General features: G+C 52.6%; 25 protein-coding genes. 14 read left to right on the top strand and 11 right to left on the bottom strand.

Features of this window, described 5'->3' with window-relative positions:
- Positions 1-96: 96 nt before the first annotated feature.
- Entirely contained in the window at positions 97-1,512 is a 1,416-nt protein-coding gene (locus AC2FC2_RS19455) for a pyridoxal phosphate-dependent decarboxylase family protein (protein WP_490309031.1), read from the top strand.
- A gap of 735 nt (positions 1,513-2,247) precedes the next feature.
- Positions 2,248-2,877 (top strand): transcriptional regulator RcsA, encoded by a 630-nt coding sequence (gene rcsA / locus AC2FC2_RS19450; RefSeq protein ID WP_209635671.1) that lies wholly within the window; start codon positions 2,248-2,250, stop codon positions 2,875-2,877.
- 234 nt (positions 2,878-3,111) lie between these two features.
- On the opposite strand, the gene dsrB is transcribed toward rcsA, so the two are convergent.
- The 3 genes from dsrB to AC2FC2_RS19435 all read right to left on the bottom strand — a co-directional run bounded on the left by dsrB (position 3,112) and on the right by AC2FC2_RS19435 (position 5,021).
- The gene (gene dsrB, locus AC2FC2_RS19445; RefSeq protein WP_209635674.1) at positions 3,112-3,312 is read right to left on the bottom strand and encodes a protein DsrB; all 201 of its coding nucleotides are present in this window, start codon (positions 3,310-3,312) and stop codon (positions 3,112-3,114) included.
- A 345-nt stretch (positions 3,313-3,657) separates the two neighbouring features.
- The gene (gene cspE, locus AC2FC2_RS19440; protein WP_004946278.1) at positions 3,658-3,870 is read right to left on the bottom strand and encodes a transcription antiterminator/RNA stability regulator CspE; all 213 of its coding nucleotides are present in this window, start codon (positions 3,868-3,870) and stop codon (positions 3,658-3,660) included.
- A 284-nt stretch (positions 3,871-4,154) separates the two neighbouring features.
- Positions 4,155-5,021, bottom strand: coding sequence for an ion transporter (locus AC2FC2_RS19435; RefSeq protein ID WP_209635676.1), 867 nt, complete (start codon positions 5,019-5,021; stop codon positions 4,155-4,157).
- Between the two features lie 151 nt (positions 5,022-5,172).
- Between AC2FC2_RS19435 and AC2FC2_RS19430 the strand changes: the two genes are divergently transcribed.
- The 4 genes from AC2FC2_RS19430 (at position 5,173) to AC2FC2_RS19415 (ending at position 7,428) form a co-directional block, all read left to right on the top strand.
- Positions 5,173-5,541 (top strand): hypothetical protein, encoded by a 369-nt coding sequence (locus tag AC2FC2_RS19430; RefSeq protein WP_265553976.1) that lies wholly within the window; start codon positions 5,173-5,175, stop codon positions 5,539-5,541.
- Between the two features lie 248 nt (positions 5,542-5,789).
- Positions 5,790-5,906 (top strand): FeoB-associated Cys-rich membrane protein, encoded by a 117-nt coding sequence (locus AC2FC2_RS19425; RefSeq protein ID WP_209635680.1) that lies wholly within the window; start codon positions 5,790-5,792, stop codon positions 5,904-5,906.
- A 145-nt stretch (positions 5,907-6,051) separates the two neighbouring features.
- Positions 6,052-6,261, top strand: coding sequence for a hypothetical protein (locus AC2FC2_RS19420; RefSeq protein WP_061806577.1), 210 nt, complete (start codon positions 6,052-6,054; stop codon positions 6,259-6,261).
- A gap of 159 nt (positions 6,262-6,420) precedes the next feature.
- Positions 6,421-7,428: an NAD(P)H-quinone oxidoreductase gene (locus AC2FC2_RS19415; RefSeq protein ID WP_265553980.1), complete on the top strand. Its 1,008-nt coding sequence runs from the start codon at positions 6,421-6,423 to the stop codon at positions 7,426-7,428.
- Positions 7,429-7,472: 44 nt separating this feature from the next.
- Here AC2FC2_RS19415 and AC2FC2_RS19410 read toward each other — a convergent pair whose 3' ends face one another.
- Together AC2FC2_RS19410 and AC2FC2_RS19405 are read right to left on the bottom strand one after the other, a co-directional pair.
- Entirely contained in the window at positions 7,473-8,552 is a 1,080-nt protein-coding gene (locus tag AC2FC2_RS19410) for an endonuclease/exonuclease/phosphatase family protein (RefSeq protein WP_490659744.1), read from the bottom strand.
- 108 nt (positions 8,553-8,660) lie between these two features.
- The gene (locus tag AC2FC2_RS19405) at positions 8,661-9,713 is read right to left on the bottom strand and encodes an SDR family oxidoreductase (RefSeq protein ID WP_490659743.1); all 1,053 of its coding nucleotides are present in this window, start codon (positions 9,711-9,713) and stop codon (positions 8,661-8,663) included.
- Positions 9,714-9,825: 112 nt separating this feature from the next.
- Between AC2FC2_RS19405 and AC2FC2_RS19400 the strand changes: the two genes are divergently transcribed.
- Positions 9,826-10,758, top strand: a complete 933-nt coding sequence (locus tag AC2FC2_RS19400) for a LysR family transcriptional regulator (RefSeq protein WP_490659742.1) — start codon at positions 9,826-9,828, stop codon at positions 10,756-10,758.
- A 3-nt stretch (positions 10,759-10,761) separates the two neighbouring features.
- Here AC2FC2_RS19400 and AC2FC2_RS19395 read toward each other — a convergent pair whose 3' ends face one another.
- From AC2FC2_RS19395 to AC2FC2_RS19380, 4 genes are all read right to left on the bottom strand, one after another.
- On the bottom strand, positions 10,762-11,148 hold the full coding sequence (locus AC2FC2_RS19395) for a YidB family protein (RefSeq protein ID WP_265553989.1): 387 nt from the start codon (positions 11,146-11,148) through the stop codon (positions 10,762-10,764).
- A gap of 92 nt (positions 11,149-11,240) precedes the next feature.
- On the bottom strand, positions 11,241-11,489 hold the full coding sequence (locus AC2FC2_RS19390; RefSeq protein WP_135317107.1) for a GlsB/YeaQ/YmgE family stress response membrane protein: 249 nt from the start codon (positions 11,487-11,489) through the stop codon (positions 11,241-11,243).
- A gap of 518 nt (positions 11,490-12,007) precedes the next feature.
- Positions 12,008-12,910, bottom strand: coding sequence for a LysR substrate-binding domain-containing protein (locus tag AC2FC2_RS19385; RefSeq protein ID WP_209635694.1), 903 nt, complete (start codon positions 12,908-12,910; stop codon positions 12,008-12,010).
- A gap of 53 nt (positions 12,911-12,963) precedes the next feature.
- Positions 12,964-13,737, bottom strand: coding sequence for an SDR family oxidoreductase (locus AC2FC2_RS19380; RefSeq protein ID WP_490659741.1), 774 nt, complete (start codon positions 13,735-13,737; stop codon positions 12,964-12,966).
- Between the two features lie 268 nt (positions 13,738-14,005).
- On the opposite strand from AC2FC2_RS19380, the gene AC2FC2_RS19375 reads away from it, so the two are divergent.
- Positions 14,006-14,422, top strand: coding sequence for a VOC family protein (locus AC2FC2_RS19375; protein ID WP_490659740.1), 417 nt, complete (start codon positions 14,006-14,008; stop codon positions 14,420-14,422).
- Between the two features lie 55 nt (positions 14,423-14,477).
- Here the strand turns inward: AC2FC2_RS19375 and AC2FC2_RS19370 are convergent, their stop codons facing one another.
- Entirely contained in the window at positions 14,478-14,672 is a 195-nt protein-coding gene (locus tag AC2FC2_RS19370) for a hypothetical protein (protein WP_209635700.1), read from the bottom strand.
- A gap of 257 nt (positions 14,673-14,929) precedes the next feature.
- Here AC2FC2_RS19370 and AC2FC2_RS19365 point away from each other — a divergent pair, with 257 nt between their 5' ends.
- Together AC2FC2_RS19365 and kdoO are read left to right on the top strand one after the other, a co-directional pair.
- Complete coding sequence (locus AC2FC2_RS19365) at positions 14,930-16,480, top strand: sensor domain-containing diguanylate cyclase (protein WP_404759333.1); 1,551 nt, start codon at positions 14,930-14,932, stop codon at positions 16,478-16,480.
- Between the two features lie 342 nt (positions 16,481-16,822).
- Positions 16,823-17,725 (top strand): Kdo hydroxylase KdoO, encoded by a 903-nt coding sequence (gene kdoO / locus AC2FC2_RS19360; RefSeq protein WP_490659739.1) that lies wholly within the window; start codon positions 16,823-16,825, stop codon positions 17,723-17,725.
- 194 nt (positions 17,726-17,919) lie between these two features.
- Here kdoO and paaZ read toward each other — a convergent pair whose 3' ends face one another.
- Positions 17,920-19,992, bottom strand: coding sequence for a phenylacetic acid degradation bifunctional protein PaaZ (gene paaZ, locus AC2FC2_RS19355; protein ID WP_490659738.1), 2,073 nt, complete (start codon positions 19,990-19,992; stop codon positions 17,920-17,922).
- A 318-nt stretch (positions 19,993-20,310) separates the two neighbouring features.
- Between paaZ and paaA the strand changes: the two genes are divergently transcribed.
- From paaA to AC2FC2_RS19335, 4 genes are all read left to right on the top strand, one after another.
- Positions 20,311-21,249 (top strand): 1,2-phenylacetyl-CoA epoxidase subunit PaaA, encoded by a 939-nt coding sequence (gene paaA / locus AC2FC2_RS19350; protein WP_490659737.1) that lies wholly within the window; start codon positions 20,311-20,313, stop codon positions 21,247-21,249.
- Positions 21,250-21,261: 12 nt separating this feature from the next.
- Positions 21,262-21,549 (top strand): 1,2-phenylacetyl-CoA epoxidase subunit PaaB, encoded by a 288-nt coding sequence (gene paaB / locus AC2FC2_RS19345; RefSeq protein ID WP_017893307.1) that lies wholly within the window; start codon positions 21,262-21,264, stop codon positions 21,547-21,549.
- 8 nt (positions 21,550-21,557) lie between these two features.
- Positions 21,558-22,316 carry a 1,2-phenylacetyl-CoA epoxidase subunit PaaC gene (gene paaC / locus AC2FC2_RS19340; RefSeq protein ID WP_404759329.1) on the top strand — a complete coding sequence of 253 codons (759 nt, stop codon included), beginning with the start codon at positions 21,558-21,560 and terminating at the stop codon, positions 22,314-22,316.
- 9 nt (positions 22,317-22,325) lie between these two features.
- A partial coding sequence (locus AC2FC2_RS19335; protein WP_490659736.1) for an iron-sulfur cluster assembly protein occupies positions 22,326-22,608 on the top strand: 283 nt, incomplete at its 3' end.

Below are 22,608 nucleotides of genomic sequence, written 5' to 3'. Positions count from 1 at the left end.
AGCCCTGCTATCCAAAAAGGCTATTTTTCATCGATTTTCGCCACAACGCAAATGGTCTAGGGTAGCTTTTTAACCTCTTTATATCCGGATCTCCCCATGCACCCACGTTTACAGCAAGATCTTGACCAGTTTCCACAAATACTCGAGCACACCCGCCAGTTGGCTGACAGCTTCCTGGCGGGGATTAAACAACGCCCGGTTTGCCCTCCGTTGGCTGCACAACAATTGCAGCAAGGGGACGATCGGCTGGCAGAAAGTGGCGACGGCGCGCTGGCGGCGTTGAACGACTTCTGGCTACGTTACGCAGATGGGCTTTCGGGCAGTGCCGGGCCACGTTACTTTGGCTTTGTCACCGGTGGCGCGACCCCGGCCGCATTGGCCGCGGATTGGCTGGTTAGCGCTATCGACCAGAATAGCCAATTGAGCCACGACACCGTGGCTGCAGCGATTGAGTTGGCAACCATTGTGCAGCTCAAAACGTTGCTTGGCCTGCCCGAGGCATTTAACGGCAGTTTTGTTAGCGGCGCGACCATGGCGAACTTTGTCGGAATGGCCATCGGCCGCCAGTGGTTGGGACAACAACGTGGGATTGATGTCGCCGAACAAGGGCTGGCAGCATTAGGGTCCATTCAGGTGTTATCGGCAAATGCGCACTCAAGCAGCGTGAAGGCACTCAGCATGCTCGGTATCGGTCGCGACGCGCTTAATATTATCGGCAGCCAGCCCCATTCTGAGGCCATCGACCCAGAAGCGTTGGAGCGCCATCTGGTTGCCAACCGTGGTGTGCCAACCATCGTGCTGGCCAGCGCCGGAACCGTCAATACCGTGACCTTCGACGATCTACCCCGCTTGTTGGCACTGCGTGAACGCTATCCATTCTGGCTGCATGTTGATGCTGCATTTGGCGGTGTCGCGGCCTGCTCACCGCAATATGCTCCTCGGCTTGCAGGCTGGGAACAAGCAGACTCCATCACCGTCGATGCACATAAATGGTTAAATGTCCCCTACGACAGTGCGATTCAATTCAGCCGTCATTTAGCGTTACAGATGCAGGTCTTTCAAAACCATTCTGCCTACCTGGAAGCACCGACGCTGCGGCCGGACAACTATCTGCACCTGACGCCAGAAAACTCGCGACGTTTCCGCGCATTGCCGCTGTGGATGGCGCTAAAAGCCTATGGCCGCAGTGGTATGCAAGATATGGTTGAGCGTAATGTGCAACTGGCGCAGCGATTGGGTGCAGAGCTGGACGCCAGCATGGGCTTCCAGCTGCTGGCACCGGTTAATCTGAACGTCGTGTGTTTTGCACTCAAGAACGTGGAGGGGGATGCGACTGCCGCACGCGATCGTTTTATCGCCCTACTCGACCGCCACGGTATCGTACGCTGTACCCCCACCCACTATAACGGTCAACCGGGGATCCGCGCAGCACTGGTCAATTGGATGACGCAAGAGGCCGATATTCATCTTGCACTGGAGTCCATGGAACACTGTCGGCAAGCATTGGTCTGAAATTGAAACTCGCGGTGTGCCGATGTGCACCGCGCTATTATTACCGCCAGAATCTGCCCTTTCCTGCCCTTGATAAGCGGCTCCCAGTCGGTAACACGAAAATAGTTCAGCAAAACAAATTAATCACTCACTGACATTTTTCACATTTGCCGAAATAGCACGAATAGTCACATCAACCCTTTGTTATATCGTCAGTTTCTGTAACAAAAAAACGGATTAATGTTAACTCAATGTGATTATTGGATATCGCAAGTGATAAGAAATGAAAGAATTATCATTATCAAAAACAAAAGAATAAATGATAACATTATGATAATATTATTAAAAATAAAAACACACGTAGTCGACGAAATGTAATTCGCCCAGGAAGTAAGCGAGAAAATGTTAAAAAAACAACACATGAATTTTTTTTAAGAATTTTCCTAGCAATCTAAAATTTCGTTTCGTGACATGATGGGCAGATTCAATGATAAAGATACCAGCAGGCACGCGGCTCAAGCACCAATTGACGTCACACCCTCGTCGCGCCGATACCAGCAGATTATTCTGACTTAAGCTAAACTTATAGGTTCACAGTGTTAATTAGTTTAGAAAGAAAATATCGTTGAGTACCGTCGAATTTATTGATAGAACACTGCATATACGTGATTTTTTTGTTCCTTTTTTTTTGCCATTTAGGCTTCAGGCTTTTTCTTTTTGTTACCGCGGTAAAACGGATTTAAGTGGGGGTGCGATATGCCAACGATCATTATGGATTCATGCAGCTATACCAGATTAGGTTTAACAGACTACCTGACAACACACGGAGTAAAAAAACGCCAAATTAATGCGATTAGCAATATTGACGACCTGCATGAAAAATGCAGCAAGTTGAAACCCAGTCTGGTCTTTATTAACGAAGACTGCTTCATACATGAAGCCAATGCTACCGAACGTATAAAAGGGGTGATTTCACTGCACCCTGATACTTTATTCTTCATCTTCATGGCTATCACCAACGTACATTTTGACGATTATTTATATGTTCGTAAAAATGTCATCATCTCGTCAAAATCAATCAAACCAGAGACTATGAATCAACTACTTAGTCACTATCTGGAGAGAAAAGCCCCTCGCTCGGAAAAAAGCTCATTCGACCAAACACCCGTGACGCTGAGCCAGACTGAGTCAAATATGTTACGCATGTGGATGTCAGGTCAGGGAACTATCCAGATATCCGACCAGATGCAAATTAAAGCCAAGACCGTCTCTTCCCACAAGGGAAATATCAAGAGAAAAATTAAAACGCACAACAAGCAGATTATCTACCATGTTGTTCGTTTGACCGACACACTGACCAGCGGAATATTTGTCAATAGCCGCTAGGTATAAAGCTTGTCGTATACTCTGCCAAACGTTGGTTTTAAATGTTGTTCAGGCAATTGTACTGAAAATCTCGCATTTAAATAACCTAAATACCTGCTCGCGACGACATGCTCGGCCGCGACGGGTATTCCCGCAGTAAAAATCCGTTTATTAATGCCTCCCCGGAATCATCACCCTCCGAAAACCTTACAAATTAAATTAATTCACTAAGAAGTATCGCGTTTTGCGAAACAATCAATTGGATTCGGCCTGACGCAATTCAACGAAGGTGCCATCTCGGCTATCAATCTCGTTAAAGAACCACACACCCGCGGGGTAATCCTCCAAAGAGACCAGATACATGACACCTTCATTAAACTCTTCTACCGCCAGGATCACGCCTTCACGCCGCTGTTTACCGTCAGTCTTTACCGAGACCAGATCGTTAACTTTCATGCCTTACCCCATCATTTATCATTGATGTCAGTGTATTACAGAATGAGGTGGGAAGAATACCCGTACACCGTCAGTTAATCTGCTGTTCATCTGCGTAGTGTCTTCCTAAAGCGTAGCAGGCGAGCGTGCGAGCGGCTTTTCACTTTCTTAACGTTTTGCCCGCAGAATCTTAAGCCCGCAACCGGTAGTCTGTTCCTCGGTGCTTCCCCCCAGAGAAGTACCAGCAAATGAAGAAGTAACAAGGAACTTTTGCCCGCAGACTTGCGGGCATTTTTTTGCCTGCGACAAATTACAGACACAAAAAAACCCGCCTTGGCGGGTTTTTATTAATCAGCAAGAGGCCGATTAGATAGCGGTAACGTTAGCCGCTGACGGACCTTTAGCACCGTTCTCGATAGAGAACTGTACGTTCTGGCCTTCAGCCAGGGTCTTGAAGCCTTGATCCTGGATAGCAGAGAAGTGTACGAACACGTCTTTGCTGCCGTCTGCTGGAGTGATGAAACCAAAACCTTTAGACTCGTTGAACCACTTCACTTGACCTTTGATCATGTTAGACATGTCTAATTCCTTCAATATTAAATTTACGCCACCATGGGCAAGATATAGCCGGTCATCAGTTACTTATGGAGGCACTAGAAAGGAAATTCGTCAGAGAAGAGCTATCTAGGATAACGCTTTAAATTTGAACTACTTTACTCAAAATGTCGTGCATAAATAGGTCTGTACCACAGGCCGAGAAGCATTAACTCATGATGGGACTTTAATAGCAACTCTTTTTGTTAGCCCCTTTGTGGAAACGGGGCTAAACGCACAGGATTCAGTCCATTTTGCTTAATTTATCGTCATTTCTGACGGTGTTTTCCGAATAACGGCGGCAATGCAAAGCCGCAAAACTTGCAAAATGAGGCCTCTTTCTCATGGCCACCCCGTTGACATTGTTCACAATTCCGCCTTTCACGGTTGCGTTGCAGCTCCTGTGACATGTAGGCCGTCAGAATGCCTGTCGGTACCGCGATAATCGAATACCCCAACAGGATAAGCACCGAGGTCAATAAGCGCCCCACCGGCGTATGGGGGACGATATCACCGTACCCTACCGTGGTCAGCGTGACGACAGCCCAATACACGGCGGCCGCCAGGCTGGTAAAACCACCGGTGCCGCCCTCAACGGCATACATGAGGCCACCAAACACACACAGCACCACGGCGACAAAACCAAAAAACATCGCTAACTTATGACGCGCCAGCTTAATGCTGCGCCAAATCATCCCCATCTCGCTCATGTAACGCAGAAGCTTCAGGACCCGCAGCACACGCAGTATACGCATAACGCGCAACAGCATCACAAACTCGACCGTCATATGTGGGAACAGCCAAATGATGTACAACGGCAGTACCGTCAGTAAGTCAACTGCGCCAAAAAAGCTGAAGGCATAGTGTTGCTCGCGCGGTGTGCACCACAGCCGTAACAGATACTCGAGCGTAAAAATGAAGGTAAAAACCACCTCAGCCCAGAAGAAAAGATAAATGGCTTCCTGGCCAGGAAAATACAAGGCACTGCCACCCGGTTCAAGAAACAACAGAACAACGCTGAGTAATGCGGTGCAGACCCAAAACGTTTCCATTCTTCGGCCAGAACGGAAATGATTGTCGAAAAGCAGCCGATAGCTGCGTTGGCGCCAGCCGAGCGCCGGGGTGTCAATGGTCATAGCCCAATGTCTTATAAAGAGAAGTTGCTCATATACTAGACCCGAACCTGAGCACAGCCAAATCCCCAACGCCAACAGGTGTTACAAATGATAGTAATTCTCGTCTCGCTGTTTTATAGTTGCGCTGCGTAACTATAAAGGGAGATCGACCATGCTGAGATGGCCTACGCTTGCAGCCTCTTGCTGCACCGCTCTGTTGATACTGAGCGCCCCAGCCCTGGCGCTGGACCTGTCTTATACCGCTCCGGAGCCTAGCATCACACCGGCACCTGCTCCGCAAACTGCACTTGGCCCGGCAAAAAAAACAGGTAAACCGCCTGTGGTCTGGTCAGAGTCAGAAGACAAAACCGGTTTTCGCCTTGATATGGAGTGTGACCACCCTGGCTGCAGTCGCCAACGCCCCAAGGTGTATTCAGGCATTAACGGGCCGGTGAAAAAAACCGATCGCCGCCGTCAGTCAGATCCCTACTCCACCAATCAGGATCCCGATTACAGCGTGAACATGGGTTATCAGTGGTAACTGCGCTTTAAGAGTTACCCTATATCTGCGGCAGCACAGGGTTCATACAATGCGCTTGTGTTCACCACTTCTCCTGGTGCTGAGCACAACAAGCTGTGTTGCAATTTTTTATGCGCCTCCCTATAGGCGCTTTTTTTATGCCTATATATCAGTCACCTGTAGCCTTACAGAATGGTCTCATTGCGCCATAACGTGATTACTGTCACAAATAGCCGCTCCTTAGCCACGCTATATTGGAGGTTGGCCAGATGGCGACTGAATATCTATCTTTGCTGGCGGTGTTAGCCGGCATCGCAGGGTTCGCACTGTATAAGCACTTTAAATCACAGAAGAAAAACACCCTGCTGCGTCCGCACGATCGTTGACGGACGCGCTCCTGAAGGCAGGGTCTCCCTACCCTGCCTCAGGCCACAGAATTGCACCCTGTCATTTTTTTATCACAAAATTGTCACAATATGGCCATATGATGGTTGCGATTATCCGCACTGGCTTAACACCAAGGATTTCGTTATGACCACCATCAAAGCAACAAACCACCAGGAAGCAGAAAAGCTGATCCGTTACGGCACAGCCAAAAAAATTGAACTGGCTTATGACATCGACAGTGATGATTTTTTCCAGCTCGCCAGCCTGTGGTGCGATAGAGGCGCAAAAATCTCCAAAGGGAAAGAGCATTTTATCGTGTCGTTGAAAGGTTTCCGTATCCCTCCGAACGATTAATCCCCCTGCCGCCCCTGCGGCGGCGCCCCTTTTCCCCCGTGTTAAACCGCTCAATGCGCTACATCCCCTCTTCGGCATTTCTGTAAGATAAACATGAATTACAGCAGGCGGTTACCTACACTAGTTACTGCACCTGAACGCCAACTGAGGAGAACCACCATGTCAGCCAACCCACAGCTGCCCAGCACCATGAAAGCCATCGAAATCAGCCAGCCAGGTGAACCCGAGGTTTTAGCTGTCGTCCAACGGCCACTCCCGGTCCTGCAACAGGGGGAGATCCTGGTGAAGGTCGCCGCCGCCGGGGTTAACCGTCCTGACGTCCTGCAACGCCGCGGCCAATACGCGCCACCGCCTGGCGCCTCCGATATTCCTGGTCTGGAGATCGCAGGTACTGTGGTCGCCACCGGCGTTGGAGTACAAAATTACGCCATTGGCGATAACGTTTGTGCCCTGATTGCCGGCGGTGGGTATGCAGAATATTGCAAGGTACATGAAACCAACGCGCTGCCGGTACCGCAGGGCTTCAGTTTGATAGAGGCCGCAGCCATCCCAGAAACGTTCTTTACCGTTTGGGTCAATGTGTTCCAACGTGGTCACCTGAAGGCCGGTGAGACCGTCTTGATTCATGGCGGTACGTCGGGCATTGGCACTGTCGCCACCTTGCTGGCGAAAGCTTTCTGCGCCCGAGTGATCACCACCGTCGGCTCGGAAGAAAAACGCCAGGCGAGTCTGGCATTGGGCGCAGATGTGTCGATCAACTACCGCAGCGAAGATTTTGTTGAACAAACAAGACTCGCCACAGACGGCAAGGGTGCAGACGTCATTGTCGATCTGATCGCCGGGGACTATGTGGCGAAAAACTACCAGGCGGCAGCGATGGATGGCCGCATTGTGCAAATCGGCACCCAGAATGGCGTGGTTAAGGAACTGAACCTGATGCCGTTGCTGATTAAGCGTCTGACCCACACGGGCTCGACCCTGCGCGCACGTAGCGTAGAGGACAAAGCGCAGATTGCCGCCGATTTACAGCAAAAAGTTTGGCCACTGCTGGAGCGCGGTGCGTTGAAACCGCAGATATTTAAAACCTTCCCATTGGAACAAGCGGCACAAGCCCATGCGCTGATGGAATCCAGCCAGCATATTGGGAAAATTATGCTGACGCTCTAGAGTACAACGCCCCGCAGTTCGCGCTGCGGGGTAAACCTGAAACGTCAAGCGCCGGGCGTATGCACATCGTCAGGCGTAGAGCCGGTATTGGCCAACTTCTCTTGTGCCAACGCTTCATCTTCGCTGTCTTTCTCCAGGCTTTCCTGCTGCTCCCCCTGTTTTGGCGAATACACCAGTTCTACCAAAATCGGGAAATGATCCGATCCTACATGGGGTAAACGACGCAGCGCACCCAGCACAAAATCATCACTGTGGAACACGTGATCCAACGGCCAACGCAGGAACGGATAGCCTGCATGGAAGGTGCTGAACATACCTCGGCCACGGCGCGGGTCCAACAAACCGCTGACTTTGAGGAACAGCCGAGTGGTAGTCGACCACGCCACATCATTGAGATCGCCGGTCACAATGACCGGATACGTCGATTTGTCCACACTTTTGCCCACCATCACCAACTCGGCATCGCGATCTTCTGACTCTTCATTTTCTGTCGGGCTTGGTGGCATCGGATGCACACAGTGCAAGCGTACCTGCGGCCCCTGCGGCAAATGCACCATCATGTGCATCGACGGGATCTGCTCATCCACCAGGTACTGAATTTGGGCGTCGCTAAGTTTCAGCCGTGAATAGACATGCATACCGTACAGATTATCCAGCGGGCATTTCAGCGTGTACGGGTAGTCTTGTTCCAGCACCGACAGTTGTTGCTCCCACCAGTTGTCGGTTTCTACAGCGACCAGCACATCCGGTCGCTCGGTAGCCACCAACGCCAACAGTTTTTCCGCCTGGCGATTAGGGGTTAACACATTTGATACCAAAATACGGATACGTGGCTTCTTCTGATAACCGGTAAAGTCCAGCACCTGGGGTTTGCTCAACGGGGTATAAGGGTAAATCCATGCGGCCTGATACAGGGCACAGGCCAGGTTTACCGTCATCATGCCCCACACCCAAGGTGACAAGGGCACAAACAGCAAATTAAGCAACGACACCAATAGGGAAAGCACCAGTATTTGCAGGCGGGGGAAATCCCACACCCGAATCCACCAGGCTGCCTGCTTCGACAGTGGCGCAATGGTCACCAGCGCCAGCAAAAGCGTCAGTATGGCGGTAATCCCTGTCACGTTTAATTCCTCATCATCGGCGTGGCCTGTCGAAATGACGGCCTTCTGACTGCCACATCAAGCGGCAGCCAAAGATTGCCATAAAAAACGCCTGCCCCGCCAGCCAGCTTAAGGAATAATCTTACGACGGCGGAACTCATCAAACAGCGCAAACAGCATCGCTTCCGTCTCGATAAATGCGTGGAAGCCAAAGCGGCGTGCCTTACTGCCATCCGCGAACATGTCGTAATTCCACGAAAAAACAAAGTCGGCAAAGCGCCAGCTCGCCACCGCGCCATAGTCAGTCTCGACCAAGTCATGCTGTTGCACAAGGCGTTGCCACAACTCGCTTTTATCCGCCATCACCGAGTCCAGCACCAGGGGTAACGGCGGTGCTATCTCCATGTCAAAATAGGCGGCAATTTTTGGCCACATCTCGCTCCAGCGGAACAAATCACCATTATTGACGTTAAACGCCTGATTGGCCGCCGCCGGTTCTGTCGCCGCCCAAAGCGTAGCGCGCGCCAGTAGCCCGGCATCGGTCATTTCCAACAGGCTGTGATAAGCACCCGGTTTACCGGGAAAACGCAACGGTATCCCCAATGCCTTGCTGATAGAGGCATAAACGGCGATGGTCAGTGCCAGGTTCATCGGATTGCCCAGTGAGAAACCGCCAACAACGCTTGGACGGATTGCACTCCAGTGCCAACTCTTCCCTTGCTGACGCCCTTCCAGATAACGCTGTTGCGCAAGATTAAACTCCGGCGGCATGTGTCCGGCATCACTCTCCCGCGCTGGCGTTTTAAAAGGTCCCAGATGGGCACCGTAGACTTTATAGCCCTGCATCAGGCTGATGTGTTCCAGTCCCGGTGCAAACTGCTCCAATGCCTCCACAACATGCGTTAGCATCGCCACATTCGGCGCAACCAACCCCGCCCAGTCCGACGCATCCTGATAAGCCGCGTAGAAAATGTGGCTGACCCGGGTCAACGAACGCAAAGCGTTATCCGTTGCCTGCGCATCCAACAGATCGACGGCCAGATAACGCACTCGCGGCCGATCGACGCCCCCGCGCCTGGACAGGCCAATCACCTGCCAGCCTTGTTGCTCCAGCTCATCAATCAGCTTGCTGCCAATAACGCCGTTAGCGCCTACCACCAATGCCACTTTATCGTTTTGCATATATGCCCCACTCAGTATGAATTGATGTATTCACTGTGAGTGATAAGCAACGCTTGCGGTAGAAGGCCTTTCTTACTAACACTTATAAGTAAATTCTATAGGTGGAACAGCAATGGACAAACTGAGCGCAATGAAAACCTTCGTCCGCGTGGCCGAACTCGGCAATCTTTCTGCCGCTGCCCGCGACCTCGGCCTGACTCAGCCGGCTGTCAGCCAGCAAATCGCCGGTTTGGAACAGCAGTTGGGGGCGCAGTTGCTGTTTCGCAGTACCCGAGCCGTAACCTTGACCGACGCCGGTGCCGGTTATTACCAACACATCAAACCGATTCTTGCGGCGGTGAACGACGCTGAAGAAGCGTTGCAGGGATTGAACCAGAAACTGTATGGCCCGTTGCGTATTCACGCGCCAACGGGTTTCGGCCAGCAGCACCTGACACCGCTGGTCATTGCCTTTCAGCAACACCACCCGGCACTGAATGTCGAGCTGCTGTTGGATGACCGCCGCGCCGACGTGATAGGGGAAGGCGTTGACGTAGCGATTCGCTTTGGTGAACTCAATGCCCCAGGTATCGTCTCGAGACGATTGGGGGGATTGCAACGGATGCTGGTTGCGTCACCGGCTTACCTGGCACGACATGGCACACCGCAAACGCTGGCAGAGCTGGCAGCACATTCGCATGTACGCTACAGCGGTCTCACCGACGGTGACTCGTTGACGTTAATCGGCCCTCAGGGTGCCGAGATGGTAAATTTGCGTCCGGTTTTTCGCGCGAACAATACCTTTTCACTGCTGGCCGCTATCGAGGCAGGGCTGGGGATTGGTGGTGCGCAGCGGCCGCTGATTGGTCGGCAACTGTCTACCGGTGCGCTCGTGCCGGTTTTGCCTGACTGGCACTACCCAGCAATGGCATTGCATGCGGTTTATCCCGGCGCGCGGTTCATTCCTCGCAAAGTACGGGCCTGGGTGGATTATCTGCAGGAAGCGTTGGGAGACATTGAGGGAATAAGCGTGAATCATGCCCCCGGCAATGCGCCGAGGGCATAAGTATTATTTGAACAGTTTACCGACCATGTCGCCCAGTTCGTTGCTGTCTTGCTGCACTTCCCCATTGGGTGACGCCGCGTCAGCGACCGTTGGCAGGAACTGCGCAATCGTCGCTGATGCCTGAGCCGGGTCGATCCCCAGCTTTTCTGCCAACTGGTTAATCGCATCGCTACCCAGCGCCTGCTGCACGTGATCGCCGCTAATCTGCTGGTTTTCACCGTTGCCCAGCCATGAGCCGACCACATCGCCGAATTGCCCCTGACGGAACTTGTCCAGAATCGCCTGCAGACCACCCTGTTGCTCAACCCATTGCATGATAGCAACGTAATCCAGGCCTTTACCGTTACTGCCGCCCAGAATGTTGCCCAATACGCTATCAAACAAACCCATGGTAATCTCCTTCAGGCCGTCGGCATAAGCCGCACGCCCCTGTGACTTAACGAAAAAGGGCCGCCGTAGCGACCCTATTGATCAGCACCGAATCAGTTTCTGATCTTTCTGTAGACAAAAAGTACTACCAGAGCACCAATTACCGCGACAACAAAACTGCCCAGGTTGAAGCCGTCAACACGGCCCATACCGAAGAAGGTACTGATATAGCCGCCGACAACAGCACCGATGACCCCCAGGATGACGGTCATGATAAATCCGCCACCGTCCTTGCCCGGCATGATCCATTTAGCCAAGATACCGGCGATTAAACCAAAAATGATCCAGGAAATGATGCCCATTTTTACTCTCCCTATTACCTTTTGCCTAAAAGAAACTCTATCACCAGACCCACGACGGCGCCTGCTCCAACCCTGATCGATATTTTCGCACTGGTATTTCCCTGTGCTTGCCGTGACCGGCAGCGCGATACAGGGTGAATCGCGCTAAACACGCATCTTCACACTGTTACTATAGACAAATATCAGCAGTTTACACATTTCCGTCTGTCTGAATTTGTCTGTACATAAAACGACCACCTTCATCTAACTGTCATTTCTGCGCGCTATAACAAGGAGGAATTTCCCTGCGGGAGACAGACCATGACCAACACACCCTTTTTACTGATACTGGCCGCGTTATACGCCCTGGCTGCCGTCTGGGATGGCTCTGCCACCCTCCTGCTTATGTAATGTTACACATCCTTTGTCACTTTATTGTTGGCTTTAATTGTGTCTTGTTTTTTCAGCAAATTTAATTGGCTGAAAACCAATAATAAATTCCGCCGCGTTTAGATAAAAATCCCATAGGCCATCAGGCTTTAGGGTTCACAAAACGGCTTGATTAAGTGGCTAAACCACTCGGCAAACGCGATGAAACGTGCCGAACGCTGGCGGCGGTGCGGGTAAAGCAACGCAATGCCCATCGCTGGCGGACGAGCCTGTGGCAAGATTTCACACAGACTGCCGTTATCCAGATGATGTTGAACATCAAACCGAGGTATCTGCATCAACCCCAGCCCTGCCAAACAACACCCGATATAGCTTTCTGCATTGTTAACCGTCACCCGGCTGCGTAGCGTTTTTTCACCATAGTGCTCCCCCTGTTGCCACGACCAGGTATCGGCCCCTGCCAGCGTAGGTTGCGCATAGCCCACCACCCAATGATCGTCCAATTGAGCAGGCGTATGCGGGATACCGTAACGCTGCAGGTAGTCCGGGCTGGCGCAGTTAATCATGCTGAGTCGGCCCAGTGGCTGGCTGACCAGGCTGCTGTCGCTGAGGCTACCCACGCGTACCACGCAGTCGACCCCTTCCTGAATCAAATCGATTGAGCGGTCGCTGGCACTGAGAAATAACTGAATATCGGGGTACTGAGAAAAGAAATCGGGCAATGCGGGTACCAGCATCCGCCGGGCTATGCGGCTGGGGACATCAACGGTCAGACGACCATCAATGGGGCCGTTTTGGCGGTGAAAAAGGTTTTCCAATTCTTCCACGTCACCCAGCAGGTTGCGTGCTTTCTCAAGTAACAGTTCACCGTCGCTGGTCAGTTGTACCCGCCGGGTGGTGCGATGAAACAGACGAGCGCCCATTTCATGTTCCAGTTGCTGTATTGCCGCCGACACCGTGGTTTTCGGCATCATCAAGATTTGCGAGGCTCGGATGAAACTGCCTACCTCGGCAACCTGGATAAAAACCCGTAATCTCCCTATTTTATCCACCGATTGTGCATCCTGATAAACAGGCTGCGGCACAGGCCGCAGCAGAATTGAGATTAACGAGTAGTATAGCCACCGTTGGCAAACAGCGTCTGACCGGTGATCCACCAGCCGTCAGTGACCAAAAATTTAACGATTGGCGCGATGTCTTCGATGTCGGTCAGACCCGTTTTCGAAAACTTGCTCAGTGCAGCAGCACTGCTGTGATAGTCCACCGCTTCCTTGCTTTCCTGGCCGTAGAAGAACGGGGTATCCATTGGCCCTGGGCCGATTGCATTCACGCTGATCCCGCGTTCGCCAAATTCTTTGGATGCAGCGCGGGTGAAGTGCTCTACCGGCGCCTTGCTGCCAGGATAGACCGCATAAAATGGCGTGTAGGCAGCCAGCAATGAACTGACAATCGTCACAATGCGCCCGTTGTCGGCCAGATGTTTACCCGCCAGTTGGATAAAGAAAAACGCCGCCTTGGCGTTGATGTCAAAACTGCTGTCGTAATCTGCTTCGGTGACGTCGGCAATCGGTTTTTTGATCACCAGACCCGCTGTATTGATCGCAATATCCACTTTGCCGAACGCCGTGACCGCCTCTTCGAACAGCCGTGCCACGTTACCAGGCTGCGTCAGATCGCCCTGTACCGCTATCGCCTGTGCACCTGCTGCTTTCACTGCCTTCAGCGTGTCTTCCGCTGCCGTTCGAGTCGCATCACTGTTGTAATGCACCACCACGGCCGCCGCACCGTTAGCAGCCAGATCGCGTGCTACCAGGCCACCCAAGTTCTTCGCGCCGCCCGCGATCAAAACGACTTTTCCATTTAAAGATTGCTTGCTCATTACAGTCACTCCGTTAGTGAAGGGTGTAACGAGTATAGAAACTGTGACCGCTCAGATAATCTGTCCAAACTGGGATGAACTGTCCCGGTTTTTTGGCCAATAGCCCCCGCAATGCAAGAAATTCTTACAGCGTGATCGCCCACAAGGCATTCAGCGCTAATCGCACTACACTTGTAAGTTGCCAACGGCAATAGTCGCAAACAGAAACTATTGCTTCCCGCCCGTGGGCACTCAAAGGTTCTGACGGGCCATAACAGAGGTCAATGTCATGTTGATTCAACCCTATTTATTTTTTAGCGGTAACTGTGAGCAGGCGGTTAACTTCTACGTGGCGCAGTTGGGCGCTAAACTTGAAATGATGATGCGTTACAAAGAGATGCCGGAAGAGGCCAAGCAAGGAAACCCGCAAGATGTCGATCCAGAGGCCATCATGCATGCGCGGTTATTGATTGGTGAAACCGCGTTGATGGCCTCCGACGGCTGCCCACAAGATGGCGCCGACGCATCGCACAAAGGATTTGCGCTGTCACTCAATCCGAGCAACGTCGAACAAGGGCGTGAGCTGTTTGAAAAGCTTTCACAGGGCGGTCAAGTGACCATGCCTTTCCAGCCCACCTTCTGGGCCAAGGGTTTCGGCATGCTAACCGACAGGTTTGGTGTTAGTTGGATGGTTAACGTTGAATAACGCGTCATCTCGGTGCGGTGTCCGCCGCCGATAGCGGCCATCGTACCGCCAACGCTCAGTTGTAGTGATACCAGTCGTACGCCGCCATGGCGAACAACACAAACATGGCAGCCAACAGCACCAGCCCTAAACGCCAGTAAGGCGATTTACGCCGCCGCCAGGCAAACCCAATCAATAACGCCAGCACCCCCAAGGTTACTGGATAATAAACAACCAACGTCAATAAACTAATAATGATGTAATCAGACATGCCGGGATCCCTTATTATTCTCTAATCCGGTTTTATGGCGAATTGTATACCGATGAATTTCACCTTGTCTCTAGAGGAACACCCCGCTCATCGCCATGTTTGAATGGGACTCGCATACGACACCTACGCAATCGGGAACGAATATGTTCGCATGGCAGTTTGCTCATTTTGCGTAAGGGAGTAGTGGTCTGCCGGATTAACGAATAAGATGTAGGATTGTTCTTAACACGATTTGAAGATTGTATAGCAAGGGTGACATGACACAGCAGCAACCTCAGAATGCCGAGCAGCCGCACAACGGTAAAAATTCCCCGTTATTATTCCAGGCCGGCGTATTTGTCGTCATCGTTGCCGCCACGTTGATCCTGTTTAACGCCTGGCAGATTTGGAATGCGCACCAGCGTGACCTGCAAAGCGCCAACCATGAATCTGCTAATCTGGCACGCTCTTTGGCGCAGCATGCTGATGATACCTTTATGCAGACAGACAGCACGCTGGCTGATCTTACCGAACGGATTCAACACGATGGGTTAGGCCAACTGCAACAATTGCGGCTGCAAAGAGTCATGCAATCCCAGGTCGGTAACCTACCTCAACTGCACGGTCTGTTTGTCTACGATGCTAAAGGAAATTGGATCGTCACTTCATCGGGAAGATTCGTACAAAACGCCAACAATGCCGATCGCGAGTATTTTAAATATCACCTCGATCACAACAGCAACACGATCTATATCGGTAAAGTCGTGCGTAGCCGTTCTACCGGCGATTTAATCATCCCGGTATCGCGCCGTTTTAATAACCCGGACGGCAGTTTTGCCGGGGTAATCCTGGCCACACTGTACGTCGATTATTTCCGCCAGTTTTACGATACCTTTGCGTTAAACAGCGATGCATCACTCAACCTGTTATTGGCGGACGGCACCATTCTCTACCGTCGCCCTTATTCCGTTGCCTCCATCGGCAAGAACATCTCTGATGGCGTACTGTTTCGCGAAATTCTGCCGCACTCCGAATTCGGTAATGCCACCATTATCTCGCGCTACGACAAGGTGGAACGGATTTATGGTTATTCGCGAGTGAACCGTTACCCATTGGTGATTGCGGCGGGCTTGTCGAAAGAAGATGCACTGGCCGATTGGCGCAATGACTCTGGCGTATTTGCCCTGGGGGGGGTCACCCTACTGGCTATTCTGCTGGCGTTGGGCCTCGTGCTGATGCGCCAAATCAATCACAGTGTACGAACCGAAGCTGAACTCATGCGCACCCGAGATCAGCTCACCAGCATCAACCGCACGCTGGAAGAGCTGGCACTGCTGGATGGCCTGACTGGCCTGGCCAACCGCCGTCAGTTTGATATCGCGTTAAAAAATGAGCTGATGCGCGCTTCACGCAATTATCGCAGCGTGGCGTTGTTGATGCTGGATATCGACTATTTCAAGCAGTATAACGACATCTACGGCCACGTCGCCGGCGATCAGTGCCTGCAGCAGATCGGGCAAATGCTTAAAGGGTTAGCCAGCCGCAGTAACGACATTATGGCCCGTTACGGTGGTGAAGAAATGGGCATCATTCTGCCGGATACCGATGCTCAAGGCGCGTTTATCTTCGCTGAACGCGTTATCGAAGCAATGCGTGATTTGAAAATACCGCATCGGGGCAACCCGCATGGCATCGTCACCATCAGTATTGGTATCTATGCCAAGGTTCCGCATATGTATAACGACACACCTATTGGTTTTATCAACCAGGCAGACAGTGCGCTGTACCAAGCCAAAGAACAGGGTAAAAACTGCATTTATTCCGCTTAACATTCTGGGCCGCTTCCGCAGGAGGTGGCCCAGCGATAAAATAACCGCCCAACACACCAAAAAAACACAATCCACTGATTAAAAACAAAAAATATAATTAACCTTTTGATTTGTTTTTATATGGGAAGAATTAACGCTCAGCCACTCTTTTTTTACCTATTCGTGCGCTTGGCATGTTCGTTTAATGTCTGTTTACTATTTACCGCATTTTAATAGTGCTACGCTTAAAAACGCGTTCCTATTAATAATAATTAATAAAACCCAATGAAATAATCCCCCTTGGTTATAAATTCCTTTCAAAGTAAAAACAATTAAAGCATCAACCCTTCGCAAGGAGATATTATGCGTGCGGATAGCCTTACGCCTGAACAGGCAGTGATGAACTTGCCACAACGGCAGTGGGATATGGCTCCCTCATCCCTTTCCTTCTCCGCCGTAGAGGCACTGGAGCAAGGTAAGATCCTCTTTTTACCGGAGCTGGCTTTTTCATTATCGCCAGAGGAAATAACGTTACTTGACCCTACACTGGTCGATGCCAAACGTAAAAACATCAGTTATTGGCCAGAAAGGGATAAATTATCCGGCGTGGCGGTCGCGGGACAACAGCCACAAGTCCAGGCACTGTTGGCACGCTATTATCAGTCCTGCCGTCAGTTGATCTCCGGGTTATTGCCGCACTACCAGCAAACGCTGCATTCGCCCACCAACAGCTTGCGTCTGCATCCGGTTTCGGCCTGGCGTGCAACCAGTTCATGGCGTAAAGACGACAGCCGGCTGCACGTTGATGCCTTCCCTTCTCGTCCAAATCACGGGGAACGCATCCTGCGAATCTTTACCAACATCAACCCGAACGGAGAGCATCGCCAATGGCGTATTGGTGAGCCTTTTCCCGAATTAGCGCAACGTTTTATCCCGCGCCTGTCCCGCTATTCACCGTTGAGCAGTTGGTTGCAGCATAAAGTCGGTATTACCAAGCGCCGACGTAGCCATTACGACCACCTGATGCTGCAACTGCATGACGCCATGAAAGCCGACCAACACTATCAGCAGCAGGGCCCGCAACTGGCGCTGGATTTGCCAGCGGGTAGCAGTTGGATCTGTTTTTCCGATCAGACGCCGCACGCAGCAATGGCAGGCCAATTTATGTTGGAACAGACCTTCCTGCTGCCGGTCAACGCCATGAAAAACCCGCAACAATCGCCGCTAAAAGTATTGGAAACACTGCTGCACCAGCCATTGCTTTAGCCCGGTTCCATCAGCAGGGCTTCCCTGCCGTGGCATCAGTGGCTGGTGCTCCAGGCCTGGCTGTAGCGACTGGCTTCAGCCACCGGGGGGGCGCCAATGCCGGCAGCAATTGCAAATGCAGGCCATTGCGTAGACCCAACCATGTTGACCAGAGTAAGGCGCTTCTTAGCCCAGGCGCCCTACCCCCGCCGCCATCAGCTTGCCGGCGCAATATCCCCTTCCTGACGCGCTACCAGCGTGAGAATACTGTATAGCGCCACCGCTTGCTGGTGCTGATTGAGTACCTGGACATCCCACACCACCACGCCATGCGGGCGATCTTCTGCCGTTTTCTGCGGCTTACGGATTTTTTTCTTGCAGGTCAGTCGCACCTGAATGGTATCGCCAATCTTCACCGGTTCGATAAAGCGCAAGTTTTCCATGCCATAGTTGGCAATCACCGGCCCTACGCCAGGGTCAACAAACAGCCCGGCCGCGGCGGAAACCACAAAATAGCCGTGTGCGACTCGCTCGCCAAACAGGGACTCGGCAGCGCCGATCTTGTCCATATGCGCATAGAAATGGTCACCGCTCAGACAGGCAAAATTAACAATATCGGCCTCGGTTAGGGTACGGCGTGCCGTCAGCAGGCTTTCGCCCAGTCGCAGTTGTTCAAAGTATTTACGGAATGGATGAACCTGATCCTCAATCACCGTGGCCCCGCGCACCCACTCACGGCCGATTGCCGCCAGCATCGCCGGGCTACCTTGGATCGCGGTGCGTTGCATATAGTGTTTCACCGCCCGCAATCCGCCCAACTCTTCGCCGCCGCCGGCGCGCCCTGGCCCACCGTGTACCAGCATCGGCAGTGGCGAACCGTGGCCGGTGGATTCCGTCGCCGCATGCCGATCCAGGATCAGCATGCGGCCATGCGCGCAGGCAGTGGCGCGAATAAACTGTGTCGCCAACGCTTCATCGGCAGTGACCAACGATCCTGCCAGGCTCCCTTGGCCCATCAAGGCCAGTTCTATCGCCTGTTCGGTGTGTTGATAGGGCATCAGCGTTGCCACTGGGCCAAATGCCTCAGTGCCGTGCACGGCCTGATGAGCAAAGGGATCGGCGCAATAAAGTAGGGTGACCGGGTAAAATGCCCCGTTTTTCGCGCCGTCCCCCATGATGTCCAGTTTATCTGCCACCGCACCGCACAACGGCTCGCACCCATTGTGCAGCAAGTAGTCGACCTTCTGCTGCACATCATCGCGCTGCTCATGGCTGACCAACGCGCCCATGCGCACCTGCTCCAATTTTGGATCGCCGATTGTCACGCCCGCTAACCGCTGTAACAGTGCCTGCTGCACGTCCGCCACCCGCTTCGCCGGTACGATAATCCGCCGAATAGCCGTACATTTTTGCCCGGCTTTGGCGGTCATCTCACGGCACACCTCTTTGATAAACAGCGCAAACTCGGGCATCTGTGGCGTGACGTCTTCCCCCAACACGCAGCAGTTGAGTGAATCCGCTTCCATGGTGAAGGCGATAGATTTCTCCAGCAGGCGCGGATGAGCACGCAGTTGCTGGCCGGTCTGCGCCGACCCCGTGAAGGTCACCGCGTCCTGGTAATCCAGATGTTCAAACATGTCACCTACGCCGCCACAGACCAATTGCAATGCGCCTTCAGGTACCAAGCCACTGTCGATAATCAGCCTGACCATCGCCTGCGTTAATTGGGCCGTCGCCGTTGCCGGCTTAATGACAGCCGGCATGCCAGCCAGCCAGGTGGGTGCCAGTTTTTCCAGCATCCCCCAACAAGGGAAGTTAAAGGCATTAATATGCAGCGCGACACCTGGCCGCGATGTCAGTACGTGGCGAGCGGCAAACTGCGACTGTTTGGACAGTGGAATCAGTTCATCCTCCGGCCACAGGGTATCGTCCGGCAGTTCACGCCCCGCCAACCCGGCATAGGCGAACAACGTGGCAATTCCCCCCTCGATATCCACCCAACCGTCACTGCGCGTCGCGCCGGTCTGGTATGAAATTTCATACAGCGCCTCTTTATGCGCCAACAGGTGTTTCGCCACCGCTTTCATCATTTGTGCACGCTGCTGGAAGGTCATTTGTGCCAGCGCCTTGCCACCTTTATTGCGTGCGTACTCCAGGCTGGCAGCCAGTGGCAACCCGTCGGAACAAACCTGATACAAGGGTTCGCCGGTGACGGCATGATGGATTTCGCGGGCGGCGCCCTGACCGAACACCCAGCCGCCAGAAAGGTAACTGTGTAACTGCTGCATTTGATCCTCCAGAATTCATAATTTTACACAACAAGGATTAATGACGTATCACATATTGTCCAGTTCACACCAAGGTAAAATTTAACAAAATTAAAACACCAAGCCTGTCAGTATCGCAAAAAAGACGGTTTTCAGCACTGAGGTGATTTTAAATAAGTAAAAATAACAATAAGATAATTAAAGCACTTGTGAGTACCATCGCAAAACCACACAAATCTCATTTGATCTTTTTGTTATCAGTTTGTAGCCTTATGGTTAGTTAACGTGATTCACATTTTTATATTTAATGTGAAAAATACGAATCACCAAGAGGCAAGCATGACAACTGACGCGCAACAACAGCAGCACTTCGACGACAAAATTGCGGCGGATACCGCCATTGAAGCCAAAGATTGGATGCCGGATGCCTACCGCCAAAACCTGATCCGCCAGATTGGCCAGCATGCCCATTCCGAAGTGGTCGGCATGCTGCCTGAAGCCAACTGGTTAACCCGGGCGCCTACCCTGCGTCGCAAAGCGGTATTGCTGGCAAAAGTCCAGGACGAAGCCGGTCACGGCCTGTACCTCTACAGCGCAGCCGAAACCCTGGGTTGCTCGCGCCAGGACATCTACCAAAAGATGCTCGACGGCAAAATGAAATACTCCTCCATCTTCAATTACCCGACGCTTAACTGGGCGGACATCGGGGTGATTGGCTGGCTGGTGGACGGCGCAGCTATCGTCAATCAGGTAGCCCTGTGCCGCGCGTCTTACGGTCCTTACGCACGCGCAATGGTGAAAATCTGCAAAGAAGAAAGCTTCCACCAGCGTCAGGGGTACGAAGCAGTAATGGCAATGGCTAACGGTAACGAACAGCAGAAAGCGATGCTGCAAGACGCGATTAATCGTTTCTGGTGGCCCGTACTGATGATGTTCGGTCCCAGTGATACCGACTCGCCCCACAGCGCACAAAGCATGGCCTGGAAGATCAAACGCCACAGCAACGATGAACTGCGGCAGAAATTTGTCGACAACACCGTGCCGCAATTGGAAGCACTGGGGATGAGCGCACCGGACGCTGACCTGGCGTGGGACGCCGCTGCCGGCCACTACCGTTTCGGCAACATTGACTGGCGTGAACTGCACGAGGTGATCAAAGGGCGTGGGCAATGCAATCACGAACGACTGCAGGCCAAACGTCGCGCCTGGGAAGACGGTGCCTGGGTGCGTGAAGGCGCCCTGACCCACACGTCGAAAAACACCTCAACCGCTGCATAAAAGGAATCGATGATGACACACGTTGAATGGCCGCTGTATGAAGTGTTTATCCGCAGCAAACAAGGGTTGGCACACCGCCATGTCGGCAGCCTGCATGCCGCTGATGATCAAATGGCGCTGGAAAATGCACGCGATGCCTATACCCGCCGTAATGAAGGCTGCTCAATCTGGGTGGTGCAGTCCAGTCACCTGATCGCCTCACAGCCTGAGGATCGCGAAGCTTTCTTCGATCCGTCCGATGACAAAATTTACCGTCATCCGACGTTCTATACCATTCCCGACGGCATCAAGAACATGTAGAGGCGGTTATGACCCTTAACGATCCGCGAATCACTTATATCCTGCGTCAGGGCGACACGCCACTGATCCTCGCCCAACGGTTGTGCGCCTGGTGTGGACACGCACCGGAGCTGGAAATCGACCTGGCGCTGGCGAACATTGGCCTGGACCTGCTTGGCCAGGCGCGCAACTTTCTCGGCTATGCCGCCGAGCTGGCGGGGCCGCAATACAGCGAAGACCGTTTGGCTTTCGGTCGTGACGAACGCGAGTTTCACAACCTGCTGCTGGCAGAGCAACCCAACGGCGGTTTCAACGACACTCTGGTACGCCAGTTCCTGATCGATGCCTATCACGTACAACTGCATCAGGCCCTGAGCAACAGCCGCGATGCTCAAATAGCCGCTATCGCCGCCAAGTCGCTAAAAGAAGCGCATTACCACCTACGTTTCAGCCGCGGCTGGATGATCCGCTTGGGTGACGGTAGCCCACTCAGCCATCAAAAAATCCAGCAGTCGCTGGACAACCTGTGGCGATTTACCGCCGAACTGTTCCACGCCGATGACCTGGAGCAGCAATTAGCAGAACAGGGTATCGCCGCCGATCCACGTCAGCTTGAAGCACCGTGGCTCGCGCTAGTCAATGACACGTTACAAGAAGCCACCCTGACGTTGCCCGCAGAGCAGGCGTTCCGCCATGGCGGCAAACAAGGGCAGCATAGCGAGCACCTCGGTCCACTGCTGGCAGAGATGCAATTTCTGCAACGCGCCTATCCGAACGCGAACTGGTAGGAGGCCGTTATGAACATAACCCGGCTACAGGCCCCTGAGATCCCGCAAATTTGGCACTGCCTGCAACAGATCAGCGATCCGGAATTGCCGGTGCTGTCGATTACCGATCTGGGCATGGTGCGCGACGTTGAGGCTGAAGGTACCGGCTGGCGCATTACCTTTACGCCGACCTACTCCGGTTGCCCCGCCACCGAGTTCCTGCTTGAGGCAATAGAACAGCGCCTTGCAGAGGCAGGATTCAGCCCAGTGAAAGTGACGATCCAACTCAGCCCAGCCTGGACCACCGACTGGA

The sequence above is a fragment of the Serratia sp. CoH_122_TC_1 genome (assembly GCF_058191755.1).
This window is presented reverse-complemented; position numbering and strand designations above follow the sequence as displayed.

What these genes read in the sequence shown, in the direction of transcription:
- AC2FC2_RS19380 (WP_490659741.1), bottom strand. Translation starts at nt 13,737, where the DNA reads ATGAGCAAGCAATCTTTAAATGGAAAAGTCGTTTTGATCGCGGGCGGC.
- AC2FC2_RS19415 (WP_265553980.1), top strand. Translation starts at nt 6,421, where the DNA reads ATGTCAGCCAACCCACAGCTGCCCAGCACCATGAAAGCCATCGAAATC.
- AC2FC2_RS19405 (WP_490659743.1), bottom strand. Translation starts at nt 9,713, where the DNA reads ATGCAAAACGATAAAGTGGCATTGGTGGTAGGCGCTAACGGCGTTATT.
- AC2FC2_RS19390 (WP_135317107.1), bottom strand. Translation starts at nt 11,489, where the DNA reads ATGGGCATCATTTCCTGGATCATTTTTGGTTTAATCGCCGGTATCTTG.
- paaC (WP_404759329.1), top strand. Translation starts at nt 21,558, where the DNA reads ATGACCCTTAACGATCCGCGAATCACTTATATCCTGCGTCAGGGCGAC.
- AC2FC2_RS19375 (WP_490659740.1), top strand. Translation starts at nt 14,006, where the DNA reads ATGTTGATTCAACCCTATTTATTTTTTAGCGGTAACTGTGAGCAGGCG.
- AC2FC2_RS19395 (WP_265553989.1), bottom strand. Translation starts at nt 11,148, where the DNA reads ATGGGTTTGTTTGATAGCGTATTGGGCAACATTCTGGGCGGCAGTAAC.
- AC2FC2_RS19370 (WP_209635700.1), bottom strand. Translation starts at nt 14,672, where the DNA reads ATGTCTGATTACATCATTATTAGTTTATTGACGTTGGTTGTTTATTAT.
- AC2FC2_RS19400 (WP_490659742.1), top strand. Translation starts at nt 9,826, where the DNA reads ATGGACAAACTGAGCGCAATGAAAACCTTCGTCCGCGTGGCCGAACTC.
- paaB (WP_017893307.1), top strand. Translation starts at nt 21,262, where the DNA reads ATGACACACGTTGAATGGCCGCTGTATGAAGTGTTTATCCGCAGCAAA.
- AC2FC2_RS19455 (WP_490309031.1), top strand. Translation starts at nt 97, where the DNA reads ATGCACCCACGTTTACAGCAAGATCTTGACCAGTTTCCACAAATACTC.
- kdoO (WP_490659739.1), top strand. Translation starts at nt 16,823, where the DNA reads ATGCGTGCGGATAGCCTTACGCCTGAACAGGCAGTGATGAACTTGCCA.
- paaA (WP_490659737.1), top strand. Translation starts at nt 20,311, where the DNA reads ATGACAACTGACGCGCAACAACAGCAGCACTTCGACGACAAAATTGCG.
- dsrB (WP_209635674.1), bottom strand. Translation starts at nt 3,312, where the DNA reads ATGAAAGTTAACGATCTGGTCTCGGTAAAGACTGACGGTAAACAGCGG.
- AC2FC2_RS19420 (WP_061806577.1), top strand. Translation starts at nt 6,052, where the DNA reads ATGACCACCATCAAAGCAACAAACCACCAGGAAGCAGAAAAGCTGATC.
- AC2FC2_RS19430 (WP_265553976.1), top strand. Translation starts at nt 5,173, where the DNA reads ATGCTGAGATGGCCTACGCTTGCAGCCTCTTGCTGCACCGCTCTGTTG.
- AC2FC2_RS19365 (WP_404759333.1), top strand. Translation starts at nt 14,930, where the DNA reads ATGACACAGCAGCAACCTCAGAATGCCGAGCAGCCGCACAACGGTAAA.
- rcsA (WP_209635671.1), top strand. Translation starts at nt 2,248, where the DNA reads ATGCCAACGATCATTATGGATTCATGCAGCTATACCAGATTAGGTTTA.
- cspE (WP_004946278.1), bottom strand. Translation starts at nt 3,870, where the DNA reads ATGTCTAACATGATCAAAGGTCAAGTGAAGTGGTTCAACGAGTCTAAA.
- AC2FC2_RS19425 (WP_209635680.1), top strand. Translation starts at nt 5,790, where the DNA reads ATGGCGACTGAATATCTATCTTTGCTGGCGGTGTTAGCCGGCATCGCA.
- paaZ (WP_490659738.1), bottom strand. Translation starts at nt 19,992, where the DNA reads ATGCAGCAGTTACACAGTTACCTTTCTGGCGGCTGGGTGTTCGGTCAG.
- AC2FC2_RS19435 (WP_209635676.1), bottom strand. Translation starts at nt 5,021, where the DNA reads ATGACCATTGACACCCCGGCGCTCGGCTGGCGCCAACGCAGCTATCGG.